At 35.3% G+C, this 17,591-nt stretch carries 13 protein-coding genes; 6 read left to right on the top strand and 7 right to left on the bottom strand.

Translation table 11 applies throughout. The annotated features are described in order from the left end of the window. Positions 1 to 264 precede the first annotated feature (264 nt). The 6 genes from mobQ (at position 265) to BQ4305_RS00150 (ending at position 6,605) form a co-directional block, all read left to right on the top strand. A complete protein-coding gene (gene mobQ / locus BQ4305_RS00175) occupies positions 265 to 2,328 on the top strand; it encodes a MobQ family relaxase (protein ID WP_110925931.1) in 2,064 nt (687 codons plus the stop codon). An 18-nt stretch (positions 2,329 to 2,346) separates the two neighbouring features. After that, positions 2,347 to 3,858: an ArdC-like ssDNA-binding domain-containing protein gene (locus BQ4305_RS00170; RefSeq protein ID WP_110925930.1), complete on the top strand. Its 1,512-nt coding sequence runs from the start codon at positions 2,347 to 2,349 to the stop codon at positions 3,856 to 3,858. A 17-nt stretch (positions 3,859 to 3,875) separates the two neighbouring features. After that, positions 3,876 to 4,061, top strand: a complete 186-nt coding sequence (locus BQ4305_RS00165) for a hypothetical protein (RefSeq protein ID WP_110925929.1) — start codon at positions 3,876 to 3,878, stop codon at positions 4,059 to 4,061. A 376-nt stretch (positions 4,062 to 4,437) separates the two neighbouring features. Then, on the top strand, positions 4,438 to 4,905 hold the full coding sequence (locus BQ4305_RS00160) for a hypothetical protein (RefSeq protein WP_110925928.1): 468 nt from the start codon (positions 4,438 to 4,440) through the stop codon (positions 4,903 to 4,905). Then, entirely contained in the window at positions 4,902 to 5,510 is a 609-nt protein-coding gene (locus tag BQ4305_RS00155; RefSeq protein ID WP_110925927.1) for a hypothetical protein, read from the top strand. Before BQ4305_RS00160 ends, BQ4305_RS00155 begins: the two co-directional genes overlap by 4 nt. A gap of 165 nt (positions 5,511 to 5,675) precedes the next feature. Further along, complete coding sequence (locus tag BQ4305_RS00150; RefSeq protein WP_110925926.1) at positions 5,676 to 6,605, top strand: tyrosine-type recombinase/integrase; 930 nt, start codon at positions 5,676 to 5,678, stop codon at positions 6,603 to 6,605. Positions 6,606 to 7,811: 1,206 nt separating this feature from the next. Here BQ4305_RS00150 and BQ4305_RS00145 read toward each other — a convergent pair. From BQ4305_RS00145 to zwf, 7 genes are all read right to left on the bottom strand, one after another. Next, positions 7,812 to 8,039 carry a hypothetical protein gene (locus BQ4305_RS00145; protein ID WP_110925925.1) on the bottom strand — a complete coding sequence of 76 codons (228 nt, stop codon included), beginning with the start codon at positions 8,037 to 8,039 and terminating at the stop codon, positions 7,812 to 7,814. Between the two features lie 359 nt (positions 8,040 to 8,398). After that, entirely contained in the window at positions 8,399 to 11,353 is a 2,955-nt protein-coding gene (locus BQ4305_RS00140) for a Tn3 family transposase (protein ID WP_110925924.1), read from the bottom strand. 94 nt (positions 11,354 to 11,447) lie between these two features. Beyond that, positions 11,448 to 12,014 (bottom strand): recombinase family protein, encoded by a 567-nt coding sequence (locus tag BQ4305_RS00135; protein WP_110925923.1) that lies wholly within the window; start codon positions 12,012 to 12,014, stop codon positions 11,448 to 11,450. A gap of 204 nt (positions 12,015 to 12,218) precedes the next feature. Next, positions 12,219 to 13,556, bottom strand: coding sequence for a glucose-6-phosphate isomerase (locus BQ4305_RS00130; protein ID WP_031538331.1), 1,338 nt, complete (start codon positions 13,554 to 13,556; stop codon positions 12,219 to 12,221). A gap of 240 nt (positions 13,557 to 13,796) precedes the next feature. Beyond that, positions 13,797 to 14,288: a hypothetical protein gene (locus BQ4305_RS00125; protein ID WP_031538332.1), complete on the bottom strand. Its 492-nt coding sequence runs from the start codon at positions 14,286 to 14,288 to the stop codon at positions 13,797 to 13,799. A 346-nt stretch (positions 14,289 to 14,634) separates the two neighbouring features. Then, positions 14,635 to 15,528 (bottom strand): phosphogluconate dehydrogenase (NAD(+)-dependent, decarboxylating), encoded by an 894-nt coding sequence (gene gnd, locus BQ4305_RS00115; RefSeq protein ID WP_031538333.1) that lies wholly within the window; start codon positions 15,526 to 15,528, stop codon positions 14,635 to 14,637. Positions 15,529 to 15,726: 198 nt separating this feature from the next. Further along, on the bottom strand, positions 15,727 to 17,199 hold the full coding sequence (zwf, locus tag BQ4305_RS00110) for a glucose-6-phosphate dehydrogenase (protein ID WP_031538334.1): 1,473 nt from the start codon (positions 17,197 to 17,199) through the stop codon (positions 15,727 to 15,729). Positions 17,200 to 17,591 lie beyond the last annotated feature (392 nt).

Raw genomic sequence — 17,591 nt, 5'->3', positions numbered from 1 at the left:
ATTGTGAACTCCTTTTCTAATTTTCTATAATTTTACCAAATTTCCTTAGATGCTTCAATATTATACCATCAATTATACTGAAATTATTGTATGGAAATCCAAATAATGATAAGATATATCCATCACGAAGTGATAAATGGCGCACTTATACACTCTATCGAGTGTGTGCTAAAACCAGTAAGAACTCCGTTCTTTCTTGGTTTCCGTCAGGCGTGTGGGTTAAAATTCGCTTCGCTCATGTTATATGGAAAGGAGAATGTATGAATGGCTATTTATCATTTTAGCGGTCAGATAATGAGCAGAATATCAAAACAAACAGGAAAGCCTAAAAGTCCTTTAGCTGCTGTTGCTTATCGATCAGGAGAAAAGCTAGTTGATAATATAGACAACCAATCCTTCTTTTATAAACGTGAAATAGCTCCTGTTACATATATACTGAAACCCGTACATGCTCCTGAGTGGACCTTAGATCGTGAAAGATTATGGAATGAAGTAAATAAAATTGAAAAAAACTATAATGCTCAATTTGCCAGAGAATTTAATGTTGCACTTCCAGTAGAATTGTCCAAGGAAAAGCAAGAAGAATTAGCATTAGATTTTTGTCAGGAAGCATTTGTTAATCGGGGTATGGTCGCTGATATTGCGATACATAGAGATGACGAAAATAACCCGCATTTTCATGTGATGCTTACTGTAAGGCCATTTAATGAAGATGGAACATGGGGAATTAAAGCAACAAGAAGATACAAATATGATGAACATGGAAATCATATTTTAGACAAAAATGGGAAAAAAGCATTTTATAAAGTTGAAACAGTAGATTGGAATAAAAAAGAAACTTTTAATTTTTGGAGAAAATTATGGGCTGATAAAGCAAACTTTTATTTAAATAAGAGTGGAATCAAAGAAACAATTTCTCATTTATCAAATGAAGATCGAGGGATTGAACAATTACCTACAATTCATGAAGGTTATGTAGCCCGAAAAATGGAAGAAAACGGACAAAAATCTGAACGAATTTCCTTTAATAAAAAAGTTAATGTTTATAATCAAAGTGTTTCAAATCTGCAAAAATACAAAGCTAAAAAAGAAAAAATTGGCTATCAAAATAAGTTTGCTAGGAAATTTTCACCGAGCGAAAAAAAGAATCTAAGTGATATTGCTAAACAATTAAAAATGTTTGTTGATACTCAATCTATTTCTGAAAGGAAAATGCAATTAAAAGAATGGAAAAAATCCATTCAATTTACAAAAGATAATGAATCAAAAATCAAACAATTATCTAGAATTGAAAAAGAAGAAGAATTGATATCTACAGCAGAAAGTATTTTTGATTCTGAAAGTAATAGATTCCTTCTACAACATTATTCAACTTGGGATATTAATAGCTTTACCTTAGAGGAAAAGATTGCAATAGTTGAAAAGACAATTGAAAACAATTCAATATTAACTGAAGATGAAATGGAACTTATAGAAGAGGAAGTATATTCTAATAATTTGCTAACTGAAATTAATGGTTTATTGCGTAATCGATATGCTTTCGTTCTAACCATAAATCACAATTTAGATAAATTAATTTCAGATAGAAATATTCTTGAGAAAAGAATGGGAATTTCCTCTAAGAACTTTGAAAGTACCTTGAAGCAAGCAGCGTTACAATATCCGAGAGATTTTGAATTGCTAAAGAGAATTATTTCAGCTACAGGTGAGTTGTTTAAAGCTAGAGATTTAATGAATGAATTTTATGACTTAGAAATTGAAAAGTCATATCCAACTATAAACATAAAAAATCTATCTCTTGAAGAAAAAGAAATATTAGTAGTAGCAACAGAGTATTATGAGCAGCCAATTTCTTTGAATTCAATTTCTAAGTTGCAACGTTATTCTACTGATGATCAAATCAAGTTAATAGAACTTCTAACTAATACAGATCCAATGAGTAAGGAAATAATCAATAAAAATTATCCTGATTTCCAAAGTGAAAACCCGCGTTATCTGATGTTATTTAAAGATGAGTGCTTGAGAAATATTGAACAATTACCTCTTTCCGTTTCTCATATGTTAGAAAAGATAAATCCAGAGGCTTTGGCAAAAAATGAATTTAGTAAGAGCAACTTATTTAAAGATTTAAATATTCAAATAAATGAACAAATTGAAAATTATACACATAATAATCAAGTGCCAGTTTTATCTTCAGGGGTTACAAATGGGCTATTACAAGGAATATTGGAAGAAAGGAACTTCGGATCTAAAAAGCAATTTGAAGAAGACCTTAATTCTAACAATAAGAAAAAGAAAAATATCCATCGTTCTGGTCCATCATTATAGATGAATGGAGTGAATATTTTGGTTAAAAGCAATTATAAAAGAAAAACATATGAAGAAAGACAAGCTGAGCTAAATGAAAATCATCAAAAATTATTAAATGGTGTAAAGAATGCTGCTTCAAGCCCAGAGAATTATAAAAAATTCTTAAATTTTGTTAGTAAATTTCCTAAAAGATCTGTTCGAAATAATATGCTTATTTTTACGCAAAAGCCTGATGCTGAACTTGTTGCTGGAATGAAAACTTGGAATACATTTGGACGCCAAGTAAATAAAGGAGCTAAAGCAATTCGGATTTTTGCGCCAATAAAAGTAAAAGAAAAGGAGATTGATAAGCAAACAAAAGAAGAAGTTGAAAAAACTGTAATTAAAGGGTTCAAATTAGTTAATGTTTTTGATGTGAATGATACTAATGGTGTTCCACTACCTCTTAATCCATTAGTTCCAGAAAATGTACAAAAAAGTGAATTTGCTGAAAAAACTTATATGTATTTGGTTGATGAATTAAGAAAAGAACTACCAATCGAATTAAATGAAAAATATCCTCTTGAGAGTAATGGATATTATTCACGATTAGAGCATAAAATTGTAGTTAATGCCAATCCGCATCGGGATCTTACAAATCAGTTTAAAACACTGATTCATGAATATGCTCATTCTATTTTCCATAATGAAACTGGAAAATATAAAGATTATGATAAGGATTCTAAAGAACTTCAAGCTGAGAGTGTAGCTTACCTAACTACAAAAAGCTTCGGAATGGATACAAGTGATTATAGCTTTGCATATATTAAGGGATGGGCTGCTGGTAAAGACGAAGAATTACTTCTTTCTTTTCAAAGTGATATTCAAAAAGAAAGTGCCAAAATAATTGGTAAAATTGAAAATGTTATTCTTGAAAAAAATATAACTTTTAATGTTCCATCTGTATTAGAAACTAATACTACATCAGTAGAAGAAGGAGAAAAGCCGTTATCACTAATTCAATATGGGGAAAGTTTTACAATTGTGAAAGGTCCTTATAAAGAAAGTTCGCTTAATAATCAGGCAAGTATTAACCAGTTAGGGAACACATATAAAAATAAGGAAGCAGCGCAAAAACAATTTGAATTGCTGAAAGGCCATGTCCCATTAAATAATGCCGAGAAAATTGATAACGAAAAAGGCAAAGTACATATCTATAAAAGATCCCTTTTGGATCCAACGGATAATAAAGAGAAAAATGTATATTTCATTGGAGTGGCCAGTTTTACAAATATTAAAGCTTTAACAAGACCTACTCTAGATCAGGAATCAACTTTAGCTGCATTTAAACGAATGACTTCTAAAGATATTGGATTAAGTGAAAGTAAGCAAATTGAAAAAGATTTATCAATGAGAGATCGTGATGGAGATGGATTAACGGATTTGCAGGAAAAGAGAACTGGAACAAATCCGATTAATCGTGATACTGATGGTGATGGTATTTCGGATAATCGCGATGTTCACCCTCGTAGTGCTAAATCTGAACCGGAATTGGATTTATCCCTTTAAATTAAGGAGTTGAAAATATGAAGAAATTATACCTATTTGAAATTGAAGCTGATGAAAAACCCATATATACAGTTGGAGAGTGGGAAGAACTGCCTTATCTTACTAATAAATTAAAAGAAGCTAATGACACAGTTGTAAAAGCTTACGGCGAGAGCATAGATGGGCGATATATCGAACTGTTTGAAAAGAATACAACGAACTGATATATTCGCAAGCGATTGCTAAATCAAAAATGAGAATGTGAAAACCGGCCCTGAATTAAGGCCGGTTTTATTATTATCCAGCTGTAGCCGACTGATATGTAATTGTTATTTTTAACTATGACTAATTGATTTCACTTTTATTTTACTATTCTTCACTACTTTTTTTAGGAGCTTTTGAATTTCTCTTTTCTCACTTTTGGTCATACTTTTAACCTTCCTTAAACATATATATTCGTATTTTTATTATTTCCTAAAATTTTGAACTTCATACCTCATATTCTCTCTTCCTCCCTCATATAAATTATCCAAATTACCTTTTAACCTTTTGTCCCTGGCTTAAAGTAGGGGGGGAGGGAAAAAGAGAGGAGAGAAGAGGATGGAATCACCTAGGATTTTATTTAATAATAAAAAAGTTGATATAAAAACTGAATCAATAATTTCTCCAAATGTTCGGAAACCAATTGTTAAAGACAAAACGCTTGCTAAACCTAGACAAACGAGATCAGATAAAAAACATGATATTAAAATAAATCTTACAGCTGAACAAAGGCAGCTATTGAAAAGAGTCACTAAGAAAATGAAAGATAGCGCACTGAGAAATCGAGAAGAAATATCGCCTACATTTGTGTGTACACATTTGCTAAAAAAGGCCTTATTGATGAAAGAAATTGATTTCCCCGAAGTGCCCTATCCTAAAAGTGATTCTAAGAAAGGCAGGGCCAAGCTCGATGAAAAATATTATAATTTGCTTTTTGATTATACAGTAAAGTGGGATTATTCTTATGCTAAGGCTGCTCATCGGATTTTTTCATTTATTCTTGAAATGGAGGCAAGACGTATATGACGAACAGAGTAAAATTCAGTTCTCATGATTTAATTGGTAAGGAGTTAAATATAGAACCTCCAGTAGAGAATGACTCTTTTTTCCTCCGGATATTAGACAGAATTATTCCGGAGAAGCCCAAGTCTTGTGAATGTGAATTTATTATTAGAATTCCAACTTATCTTTATTTGAGAGCTGCGGCGCTGGTTGATTTCATTTGCGAAGAGTACGATTTAGATTTTGACTTAGGGACATTTATTTGGATTTTATATCGAGATTTTTTAGGACGCGCTTATAAGTATAATAATCTCATTGAGTTATGTAATTTTATAAATGCCATGGAAGATAACGAGGTAAAAGTAATTGATTATCAAGGGGCAATCATAAATCGAAGTAAAGTTCCGGAGGGAATGACTAAAATTATCATTACTCTTACAAAAAAAGAAGCTTTAAAGGGAGAATTAGTATTAAGTGATCTATACGAAGCGTTTTGTATTTCTATAACGTTAGAAAGGTTAATTGAAATGCATTTTATTCATTTTATTAGAGAATATAAAAAAGGAAATTTACCCAATGCGGTTGCTGATATTGTAAAGTACTGCAAAAGAATCTTTCCCAATGACTAAGTCATGGATTCTTTTTAGCATTCCATATAATTTTACGCATCCATAACATTACTTACTTTGTTCACGAACATATTATATTAATATTTAAATTTATTGATTGAGGAGTATATGATATATTATATATAGCGCAGGATGCGTAAAATTATGTGTATTACGGAGGCCTAAATGACATATTCGATTCCCGCCTATGTTGATAATTATCTTTCTTATTTATCTAAAAAGGGACGCAGCCCCGCAACCTTAAAACAATATTCTTCTGATTTGTCCAAATTTATAATGTGGATGAACGATTATAAAGGGTCAAACAATTTTGATACGCTGTTTTTACTTACTGAAGATGATTTAAAGAACTACCTCAAATATCTATACAATAGGGACATATCAGAAGCTACTATTAGGCGGCTTTTTGCTGTATTAAATCGTTTTTTACAACACATGGATATATATATGGATACACTCTTAGAAATATCAAAGGCACACCCTCTAAGACCACTAAGTAAAGAGGATTTCATTTCTGACGAGGAATTTGAAAAACTAATAATTTCTATGAAAAAGCCTAATGAATCAACAGCGAGGGATTACCTGATCGAGCGCAATCTTAGCATCGTCTTATTTGCAAGATATTACGGCTTAACTCCTAAAGATATATCATCCATCACTATGGATAAGATTAATTTAGCTCAAAAAACGATAGACATTAGGACACCAGATTCTATAATTAAAATTCAGCTTAAAGATGAACATATTCAATATATTAGGGATTATCGTAACTCAATTGAAGAAAAGTGTAGGCCGCGCTTTGGTTCTAAAGATCCTCTTTTTGTAGCATTCTTTAACTTGACCTGCAGGTACTACTACGACAATACATTCGGGATGCCGAAAGCCTTAACTATCCGTGGAATTCAAGAAATGATAAAAGATGAGGTGAAACTTGCTGGTCTTAGAAAAATTTCTGCTAAGCACTTAAGAAATAGTTGCATTCTAGAACATTTATCAAAAGGTCTTGCCACTAATTCTGTAGTATCTTTTTTTCGGCTTGCTGGTCCATTCTCCCTTCATCGTTATAAGGAGTATTTAAACAATCAAAGTAAGTAAAGGAGTTCTCTATAAACAAAAAGATAAATTGATCTTAATCTACCCTGTGGGCCTTATTTTGGATCCCTGCAGATGTATTGACTCCCCGTTGAGAAGTATTAAGTATATTAGTGTCTCCTATTTCAGAACCCCCCGTTCTGAAATAGAACCCCCCTGCAGGTGTAACGATGGCCGGTGCCGGCCAAGATTAGAAGGGGTTCGGATCCTAGACCTTTTCCTCCATAAATTTCAGAAGCATGGCTGCTCCCGTTGGAGAGCTCCAAGACCTTTTCATATGTAGTTCCGAATTTTTTCTTGTCCGCGGGTCTTATCCAGGATCCCTGCAGATGTATTGACTCCCCGTTGAGAAGTATTAGGTATATTAGTGTCTCCTATTTCAGAACCCCCCGTTCTGAAATAGAACCCCCCCCTGCAGGTGTAACGATGGCCGGTGCCGGCCAAGATTAGAAGGGGTTCGGATCCTAGACCTTTTCCTCCATAAATTCCGGAAGCATGGCTGCTCCCGTTGGAGAGCTCCAAGACCTTTTCATATGTAGTTCCGAATTTTTTCTTGTCCGCGGGCCTTATCCAGGATCCCTGCAGATGTATTGACTCCCCGTTGAGAAGTATTAAGTATATTAGTATCTCCTATTTCAGAACCCCCCCGTTCTGAAATAGAACCCCCCTGCAGGTGTAACGATAGCCGGTGCCGGCCAAGATTAGAAGGGGTTCGGATCCTAGACCTTTTCCTCCGTAAATTCCGGAAGCATGGCTGCTCCGGCCGGAAAGCTTCAAAAATCTCTGAAGTATTCTTATTTAAAGAAAGTCCTATTCGGTATTTTGGATAATACCGTTTTGGTATTTTGGATAATACCGAATCGGTACTTTCGAGGTCTATCAATGGATTAGGCCGAATTTATTCTTCAAAAATTTTTTGGTACTCGTCTGATTCTCCATATTCATCTAACCGATGCCGGCCAAGTTTGGAAGAGATTCGGATCCTGGTCCTTTCGCTCCGAATATTCCGGAGCATGGCTGCTCCGGCCGGAAAGCTTCAAAAATCTCTGAAGTTATTCTTATTTAAAGAAAGTCCTATTCGGTATTTTGGATAATACCGTTTTGGTATTTTGGATAATACCGATTCGGTACTTTCAAGGTCTATCAATGGATTAGGCCGAATTTGTTCTTCAAAAATTTTTTGGTACTCGTCTGATTCTCCATATTCATCTAACCGATGCCGGCCAAGTTTGGAAGAGATTCATATCCTGGTCCTTTCTCTCCGAATATTCCGAAAGCGTGCTGCTCCGGCTTGACAGTTTCAAAAACCTCTGAAGTAATCTTTGTTGTATTCTCTGTTAAAGAATTGAGCGATTCGTACGATTTCATTTGTGCGATTTGCTGATTTTCATTTGTACGGTTTGTACTAATGGATTTGTCCGATTCGTGCGATTCCATTTGTACGGTTCGTACATTTCCATATCTAGCAATGGTTTGGCTCCTATTTCCTCTTTTAAATAAGTATTGAATTTATTAAATAACTCAATTAATACCACCTTGTTTTCCATGTTTTATTCGATAGGAACAACCTATAAGAGTCGAATAAATCATGTCGTGACAGGTTTTTTTATTTGTAGTACCGAATCCTTTCTTGTCCGTGGGCTTGGCCAGGATCGATCCCCGATGGAATAAAAGAAGCCGTGTCTAAAGCCTAGCTTTTTCTATACCTCTATGGGGTACGACCGAGATACATGTAAAAAAGGGTCATATCATGGTATTATTTACCATTTAAAACCCTTTTTTATTCTGTGCTGTTTTTATATATTTATTGGAATACCTTCTTCGATCGGTTGTGGAACATTTTCTAAATCTATCATATAGTCTCCGAAACGTTTTATATGCCTAGTCAGATATGGGCTAAGCATTACAATATCTTCTTTTGAAAATACATAGCCTTCTTTAGAAAGTTCCCATAAAATAAGTGTTATGTCACATACATTTTGGAATATTACTGCGTTGGCAACTAAATCATTATATTTAATTCGCTTTTCTTGCTCTTCTGGATCATTTTCTGAAATGATTCCATCGCCACCAAAAAATAGCCATTTGGAAAAGCCGTTATATGCTTCGACTTTGTTTGTACTAGCACCAATTTGCTCTCTTAGTTTTATATCAGAAATATATTTAAGCAAAAATACAGTTCTCACAATCCTTCCTAATTCCCTAAAAGCTTGATATAATCGGTTTTTCCTACTATAGTTACTTAGTTTTCTAAGTAGTGTAGAGGGTAATATTTTACCAGCTTTTATAGAAAGAACAACTTGGAGCAGGTCTTGCCAGTGTGTTTCAATTAGATCCCAATCAACTGTATCACTAAACAACTGGTCAATGTGGTGATATTTTGTGTCCTTATCAGCCCTGTAAAATTTTAAATCCTTCCAATTTCGAATACGGGGCATTAAATTAATCCCCAATAAATGTGCAAGTGCAAAAACAGGCGTCGATTGACCCTGCGTATCCGCATGTAACGTATCGGGCTGAATGTCTGATTTATTTTTTAGCAATCCATCAATAATGTAAACTGCTTCCCATACCCCACATGGAATGAAGTGACTAAAGAGTGCAATATAAGTATCTGAAACATGATGATACGCAATCCCCCCATAACCTCCATATCTAATGTGGTATTCAGAGATTAAGTTTTCTTCGTAGAGATCAAATTTTGTTCCATCTGCAGCAGCCGTTCTTCCATCACCCCATAGTTTAGGCAAACTAAATTGATTGTATTGATTTAAAATATCACGAATTGCCGCGTCTATTTTAGATGCATTAATATGTCGCCGATTTACAAATGAAATCATATGTGGGGTTACTGCCTTTTTCATGTGCTTAGAAGTCTGCGTTGGCCCCAAATTACACCCGTAGCCGAAAGAGGTTATGATATAACGTTCCATTGTATTTTCAATCTTAGGATCTGAACCAGATAACGGTCCAAAATGCCGTGTCCATTTTGTCCAATGTTCTACATTACAAAGAATATCTAAGACATTTCGTTCAGGTAACCGTTGAGAAATAACTGCCTCTAACGCCTTGCTTGTTTGAGGTTGTTCTTTTCTTATTATTTTTCTCAGCGTTGGTTCTCCATTTTCATTAATAATTATTTGACCGTTATTAGGATAGCCTTCATCTACTTTTTGTGCGGTATCTTCTAGCCAGAGCTTTAATTGTTTAACAAAATCCCTTGAATTTGAAGAAAAGCCGAGCTCCTTACAGTATTCGGCTACCATAGGTTTACACTCTTCCCAGGGAAGGAGCTGTTCACGGTAATCGGCAAAATTCTCTGATCCTTTTACACAAAGGTCTCCTGTCTTTAACTCGCCGGCAAGATAGGAGAAAATACAGATTTCAAGGTGTTTTCGATAAATTAAATTATTTTCTTTAGGTACATAAATCGTTTTTTTCCACTGTTCACTAGTAAATGAAAGATCAAAATCTATTTGTAGATATTCAATTTTTCTGTTCTCATTGTCACGTAAAAATTGTAAGGCTTCTAAAAGTGATTGATCCTGAGTGGTTGAATCAATTTCAATCATACTAATCAATCTAAAAAGAGTTTTCCTGTGGCTTTTATAGAACTTCCATAAAAGAGAAAGGTAGTTATTGCCATTATATGATGAAATTGATTCGCAATCTTCTTTTAATGCTGTGATGCCACCTCTTTTTTCTAATAACTCCTTTATTTTCTGACCAGCAAGGGTATCGTTCTCATTTATACTTGTGGTATCTATGACTTCCGCCAAAACAGATATGAGATTTTCAGTTTTTGACCTATGTTTTTCTCGAAGAAGTTCTAACTCCTCTTTGCCTTTGTTATGTATAGCTCTAATTCTTTTCAGAAACATCTCTACCAAACTATCAATAACTGAAATTTTTGAGCGATAAATCATACAAAGTAACAGCGTATATCTTTTAGGCAAATTAAAGTCTTTTAATTCTGATACATCAAGCGCTTTTGCTTCTAAAGCGAAGTGCTTAATTTTTGAATTTGGAATAGTCTTTAGTAAGCTATCAATTTCTTCTATAAAGTCAGTTAACCAGTGTAATCTATTTTGTATTTCCTTCATATGAGAAAGTGTTGCGCTTTTTGGAATTTCCTTTAAATAGTTATATTCAGAAGTCCGATTATCATCTGTAGTAACTAGTAATTGGTCTAATTTTTGCTTAACTTCAGGAGTTAGTTTTGAAAATACTGAATTAAATAGCTGGTGATTCACTAATGTTCTTATACGACGAGCCAATCGATCTAATGTACTAAAAGCAGGTAACTCACACCTTTCTTTTATTAATATTTCAATGGATACGTTGATAAGATCAGCCGGATTGTCCATTACCTGTGTAGCCTTATAAATTGAAGTAGTGGCAATATGTAATGCTTCTTTTCCATAAGGACGTACACTGAGGTAATCTCTTATTGCTTTTTGATGTCGATAAATTGATTTACTATTGTAATTCGGTTCAACACTAGCAGAGAGATTCAAACAAGTCCGAATATGAATCATGATCTCTACAGGATTATCTTTCGGTCGTGGGAAGTAACCAAGACGTTGGAAAGACTTTAACATAATTAGTAGACTAAGAACTGAAACAGGCCCCCTAGCAACTTTATGCGCAAATTGATTTTCTTCAGGTGTAGGGGAGTAAATATCACGAAGTTCTTTTGAAGTAGGACGTTTTTTAAATCTTGGGTAAGCTGTACGTTCTATGGATGCCAAATTGCCAACTCCATTCACAGTAATTTGGGATAGTAACAGAATAGTTACCCTAGCTTAGTCCATCACATAATTCCTAAAAATTAATAAGAGGTTATTAATTTACTTCTTTTAGTTTTCTTTTATTAATTGCTCGATATAATGAACCCTGTGAAAGTCCTGTACCTTCTACAATTTCTTTTACCGAGTATTCTTTACTGTCATACATCCTCAAGGCTATTTCAATTTTTCCTTGATCAACTTTTGGTCTCCCTAGTTTCTTTCCTCTTTTCTTACTAGCTTCTAATCCTTCTTTAACTCTCTCTACAATTAAATTTCTTTCTAATTCTGCAATGACACACATCATTTGAAACATGGCTTTTCCTGTTGATGTTCTTGTATCCATATTCTCTTTAATAGAAACGAACTTTACACCTGTATCCTCGAATTGCTGAATAATAGAAAGAATATCAAGTGTTCTTCTCCCTAATCGTGAAATACTTTCAACTACAACGGTATCACCTTTCCGTATAACATCTAGCAATGAGTTAAGTCCATCTCTATCCTTTGTAGTCCCGGTAAATTTCTCTTGAACCATTTTTTCACAGCCGTACTCAGAAAGTAATATAATTTGTCGGTCTAAATTTTGGTCAACTGTCGAAACTCGGGCATAACCGATTATCATAAAGAAGCCCCCTGCACAATTTAATAATTTTATTGTACAAGAGACTTCATTTTTGTAAAAGTATTTGGTAAAATTTTTGGTAATTATTTTTGGTAACCTATAAAATTAGTAAAATCAAGCATCATTATTTCTCATAAACGTTGTTACAAAAAATATGATTTTTGGTAACAATCTTTTTATTAATACAAAACCAATCAGATATAATTATTTTGATAAACGCTCCATGAGAGTAGCTTTTTCTGCTTCAAAACCAGGTTTGTCAAGTAAAGCAAACATATTCTTCTTGTATGCTTCGACTCCAGGCTGGTCAAATGGGTTAACTCCTAATAGATGGCCACTAATCCCACATGCCTTCTCAAAAAAGTAAACCATCTCACCGTAAGTGTATTCATTCATTTCATCCAGTTCAATCACGAGATTAGGTACTTCTCCATCTATATGGGCCATAAGGGTACCCTGAAATGCACTTTTGTTGACTTCATCCATCGTCTTACCTGCCAGGAAGTTTAATCCATCAATATTTTCTGGATCCTCCTGAATAGTCACTTCAATTCGAGGTTTCTTAATCTGTAAAACCGTTTCTAAAAGGTTTCGTCGACCTTCTTGTACATATTGCCCCATGGAATGCAAATCCGTTGAAAAATCAACGGAAGCAGGGAATAGCCCCTTTTGATCTTTTCCTTCACTTTCCCCAAACAGCTGCTTCCACCATTCCGATACGTAGTGAAGGGAGGGCTCATAGTTAACAAGCACTTCAATTGCTTTTCCCTTATTGTAGAGTACATTTCGGACCGCAGCATACTGATAGCTCTCATTTGTCAATAAATCAGGATTGTTGTATTTACGGGCTGCTGCTGCTGCCCCTTCCATCATATGATCAATATCAAGTCCTGCTACGGCAATTGGTAAGAGACCAACTGCTGTTAGCACAGAATACCTTCCACCAACATCATCCGGAATAACGAACGTTTCATATCCTTCTTCGTCCGCAAGCTTTTTTAATGCGCCTTTTTTCTGATCTGTAGTAGCAAAAATACGTTTTCTCGCCTCTTCTTTTCCGTATTTTTTCTCCATATAGTCACGGAAAATACGGAAAGCAAGGGCTGGCTCTGTCGTTGTTCCTGATTTAGAAATGACGTTAACAGAGATATCTTTCCCCTCTAATAGCTCAAATAAATGAGAGATATAAGTAGAACTGATATTCTGACCGGCAAAATAAACATGTGTCTTATTGTTCATCTGGTTATGAAAGCTATGGGACAGAGATTCTATAGCCGATCTTGCCCCCAGGTACGAACCACCAATACCAATTACAACCATTGCGTCTGAATGTTTCTTGATTCTTTCAGCAGCTTGTTTAATTCTTTCAAATTCACTCTTATCATAGTTTAGTGGCAAATCGACCCAACCAAGATAATCAGAGCCGGGGCCTGTTTTTTCATGTAGCATTTTATGAGCCACTTTTACAAATTCACTTAGATTATCTACTTCACTCTTTTTCATAAATGCTAATGCATTGGAGTAATCAAACGAAATAGTCATACATTACTTCCCCTTTCAATCAAATTTAGCTTAGCTGCTTCAATCGGAGATCCTTCTCCGTAAAAAAGATCTCTCGGCATAGTAAAACGTTTCATGTTAGTGCATTCTCCTTTTCTACAGTATATAAGGGAAGTTTTTAAAAACACATTTAAACTCCCCCTTTTCAATTTTGAAAAATCCTTAGTGGGACCGTGTAATTATCAATAGCGTACATTAAAAGATAGTTAGTATTAAGAAAACTCAATGGTCCCTCTCTACATCGGCACTTAGTATGTCTTCTGTTTTGATTTCAAGTAATATTTCCAAGAATCTTATCGTTCCTAATACTTTTCGAGTGTCTCCCTCATTTTGAACATTCTCCATTTTCTTTTGTTGGATCAGTTCACTTATTACTTGCTTGAAAGCATTGGTTTTTATAAGCCATTCTCCAACCAGTAGCTTAGTTGAGTCTCTCTCGTGTTCGGTTTTGACAGCAAATAAACTTTCGGTATCTGTCTCTCTTAACGTGATTGAATTAAAATCTTCGCTCATTTGAATCCGAAAATAATTCCTTTCACTATCATAATATTTTCCGTCCCTTAGAAGAAAATACTCTATCCCTAATACTATTTCATAAAAGGGCTCATTATCTGATGGAGAATGGAGTTCTTTTACTTCGATATTCTTCACCATGTCTAAATAGGTTTCTAAACCATATTGTGTGTTAATGATTTTTGCATCCAATACGTTCATGATGTCACACCCCAATATTGTTTTATTTTTTTGGCTCTGTTAAACTTGTCTGTTGGCTCCAGGTGCTCGCTTTCCGCGGGCGAGCCGGGAGCCTCCTCGGCGCTGTGCGGCTGCGGGGTCTCCCTTGTCCTGTTTTTCCCGCAGGACGTTGAATCATCATCCGTGAATAGGCACCGCACGAGAAAATGTGAATGCATTTTCGAGGAGTCTCGCTCCTTCTGCTTCAATCAACATAGTTAGCACTATCAACGACTTAAGTAAATCTACCAATTTTTGGGATATACCAAACTAAAAATCCAATGAATTTCCGGCTCATTTTAACGAAAGACATATACAGCAGATGACTTTATGATTTTTCCACAGCATGTCCGCCAAATTCATTACGAAGGGAAGCTACCACTTTACCTGTAAATGTATCATTGTCTAATGAACGGTAACGCATTAGTAAAGACATAGCGATAACAGGGGTAGCTGTTTGAAGATCCAAAGCGGTTTCAACTGTCCATTTCCCTTCCCCAGAAGAATGCATAATGCCCTTAATTTCATCTAATTTTGCATCTTTAGAAAATGCGCGTTCTGTCAATTCCATGAGCCATGAGCGGATGACAGAACCGTTATTCCACACCCGTGCCACTTTTTCATAGTCAAAATCGAAATCGCTTTTTTCCAGGACTTCGAATCCTTCACCAATGGCGGCCATCATTCCGTATTCTATTCCATTGTGGACCATTTTTAAGAAGTGGCCACTACCAGATTTCCCAGCATATAAATACCCATTATCTACAGCTGTATCTCTAAAAATCGGCTCGACAATGCTCCATGCTTCAGGATCTCCACCAATCATATAACAAGCACCATAGCGAGCACCTTCCATCCCCCCAGAAGTACCGGCATCCATAAAGCTCACTCCAACTTTCTTCAACTGTTCGTAACGACGAATGGATTCCTTATAATGCGAATTACCAGCTTCAATGACGATATCTCCTTCACTTAGAAATGGTGTGATTTCACTAATAACTGAATCAACGACGGAGTGTGGGACCATTATCCAAACAACTCGTGGCTTTTCTAATGATTGAACAAGATCTTGTAAACTGGATGCTCCTTCAACTCCGTATTTTTTAATTTCTTCAATAGTATTTGTATTTAGATCAAACGCCATTACACGGTGTTTATTGTCAATTAAGTTTTTTCCTAAGTTCATACCCATTTTCCCTAATCCAATTAATCCTACTTTCACTTGAGTTTCCTCCTTTAAATTACAAAAAATAGCCTGTATTATTATGCTACCCATTTGTTGTTCTTCATGGTCTCCTTATGGAACCATAAGGATTCAACAAATACTTTAAGTTCCTTGGGTAAATCGCGTAACAATTATCTGTCAAATCCAACCTCGGTTTGCTCTCTTCATACCAATAGCCTTCCAGGGAGGTGCGGATTAAACTCCCCCCCTAGTTTCCCACCATTTAAAACCATCCTCCTCCAATAATTGCGAAGCAGCTTGTGGCCCCATCGAACCGGCTTGATATAGGTGGAGTGGAAGGGCATTTTCCTCAAACGCCTCTAAAACGGGCTGTACCCATTTCCAAGATAATTCAACTTCGTCCCAATGAGCAAAGAAGGTAGAGTCCCCACGCAGAGCATCGAATATTAAGAGTTCATAAGCTTCTGGTATGTCTTTTGTACTTGCTGAGAAGTCAACAATTATCGGCTCCAAATTTCCATTTGTTAAATTTTTGCTATTTAATTGCATCGACACACCCTCATTTGGACTTACTTTGATAACTAATAGATTGGGTTCTGCAAATTGATTCTCGTTAGTATACACATTTTTCGTTGGATTCTTGAATTCAATCACAATCCGCGTCGACTTTTCCTTCATTCTTTTTCCTGTCCGGATATAAAATGGCACCCCATCCCAGAATGAACTATCAATCCATAAACGAGCAGCCACAAATGTATCGTTTGTGGAAGAAGCATTCACTCCAGGTTCTTCTAAATATCCGACTACAGGTTTACCCTTTATTTCCCCCGGTCCATATTGACCACGAACAACGTGGATACCTACAGTATCTTTCTGTACTGGCCGAAGAGAGTCCATAACTTTTCTTTTCACTGTACGGATATCGTTCGTGCTCATCTGTTTTGGCTGATGCATGGCCGTCATCATCAACAGCTGCATCATATGATTTTGGACCATATCACGAATAGCCCCTGCTTTTTCATAATAACTAGCTCTCTCTTCTACACCAACCGTTTCACTAGCCGTTATTTGCACATTGGCAATATACCGATTGTTCCATAGTGATTGCAGCACAGGGTTGGCAAATTCTAAAGCTTCAAGGTTTTGAACCATCGGTTTTCCAAGATAATGGTCAATCCTGAAAATTTCGTCTTCTTCAAAAGCTTTGCTTAGTTTTTCATTTAAATCTTGAGCAGATTTTAAATCACGCCCAAATGGTTTTTCGATCATTAATCGTTTCCATCCTTTTGTCGAGCCTAATCCACTCTCCTTGATGTTCAAAGCAATTACATCAAAGAATTCAGGAGCAACAGAAAGATAAAACATTCGATTCTCTTCAATACTCTGGTCTTTTTCATTTTGTTGAACGACTTCAACTAACTTCTTATACCCTTCAGCATTCGTGAAATCTAACTGGCAATAACGAAATGCCTTTACAAACTCTTGTTTTTCGGATTTATCATTTATCAAGTGTCTAGAAAAAGTGTATAGCGAGTCTGTTACATGGTTTTGAAAATCAACATCAGACATTTCGTCTATTCCTACACCAATGATCAAAAAAGAATCTGGTAATTTTTGATTCAAATATAAATTAAACAAGGCAGGGTAGATTTTTCGCTTAGCTAAATCCCCAGTTGCCCCAAATAAGACAAACGTCATAGAATCCACTTTTCATTCCTCCACTTTTTCAAAGCATTTTCAAATAGAAAAATGTCTGATTTTCTTCGTTTCCCCTACAAAACAACAAGGATTTTCGCTATTGCGTTATCCTACTTTTGGATGTAAGTTTCGTTTATTTCTCCCAGCTTGTCCGGTAATAATGATATCTCTTAATTGAGAATGTCCACATTTTGGACAGGTTTCATTATTTATGGTGATGATTAGACATCTTTCACAAACTTTTCGCTGCTTAGTTTTGAACCTTTCCATGCGGATCTCTCCTTTCGTAAAAAGCAACAACATGTATAAATTATTAAATGAAGTTTCACTTCATCTCACCATGCTTGTAGCAGTATTCCCTTAAGGTTTGGTAGTATTCTTTAAGCTCGCTATTACTTGAG

The organism is Bacillus massiliglaciei (assembly GCF_900098925.1).
GTDB classification, from domain to species: Bacteria; Bacillota; Bacilli; order Bacillales; family DSM-1321; genus Peribacillus; species Peribacillus massiliglaciei.
The sequence above is the reverse complement of the archived record's forward strand: the minus strand, read 5'-3'. Positions and strand labels throughout refer to the sequence as shown.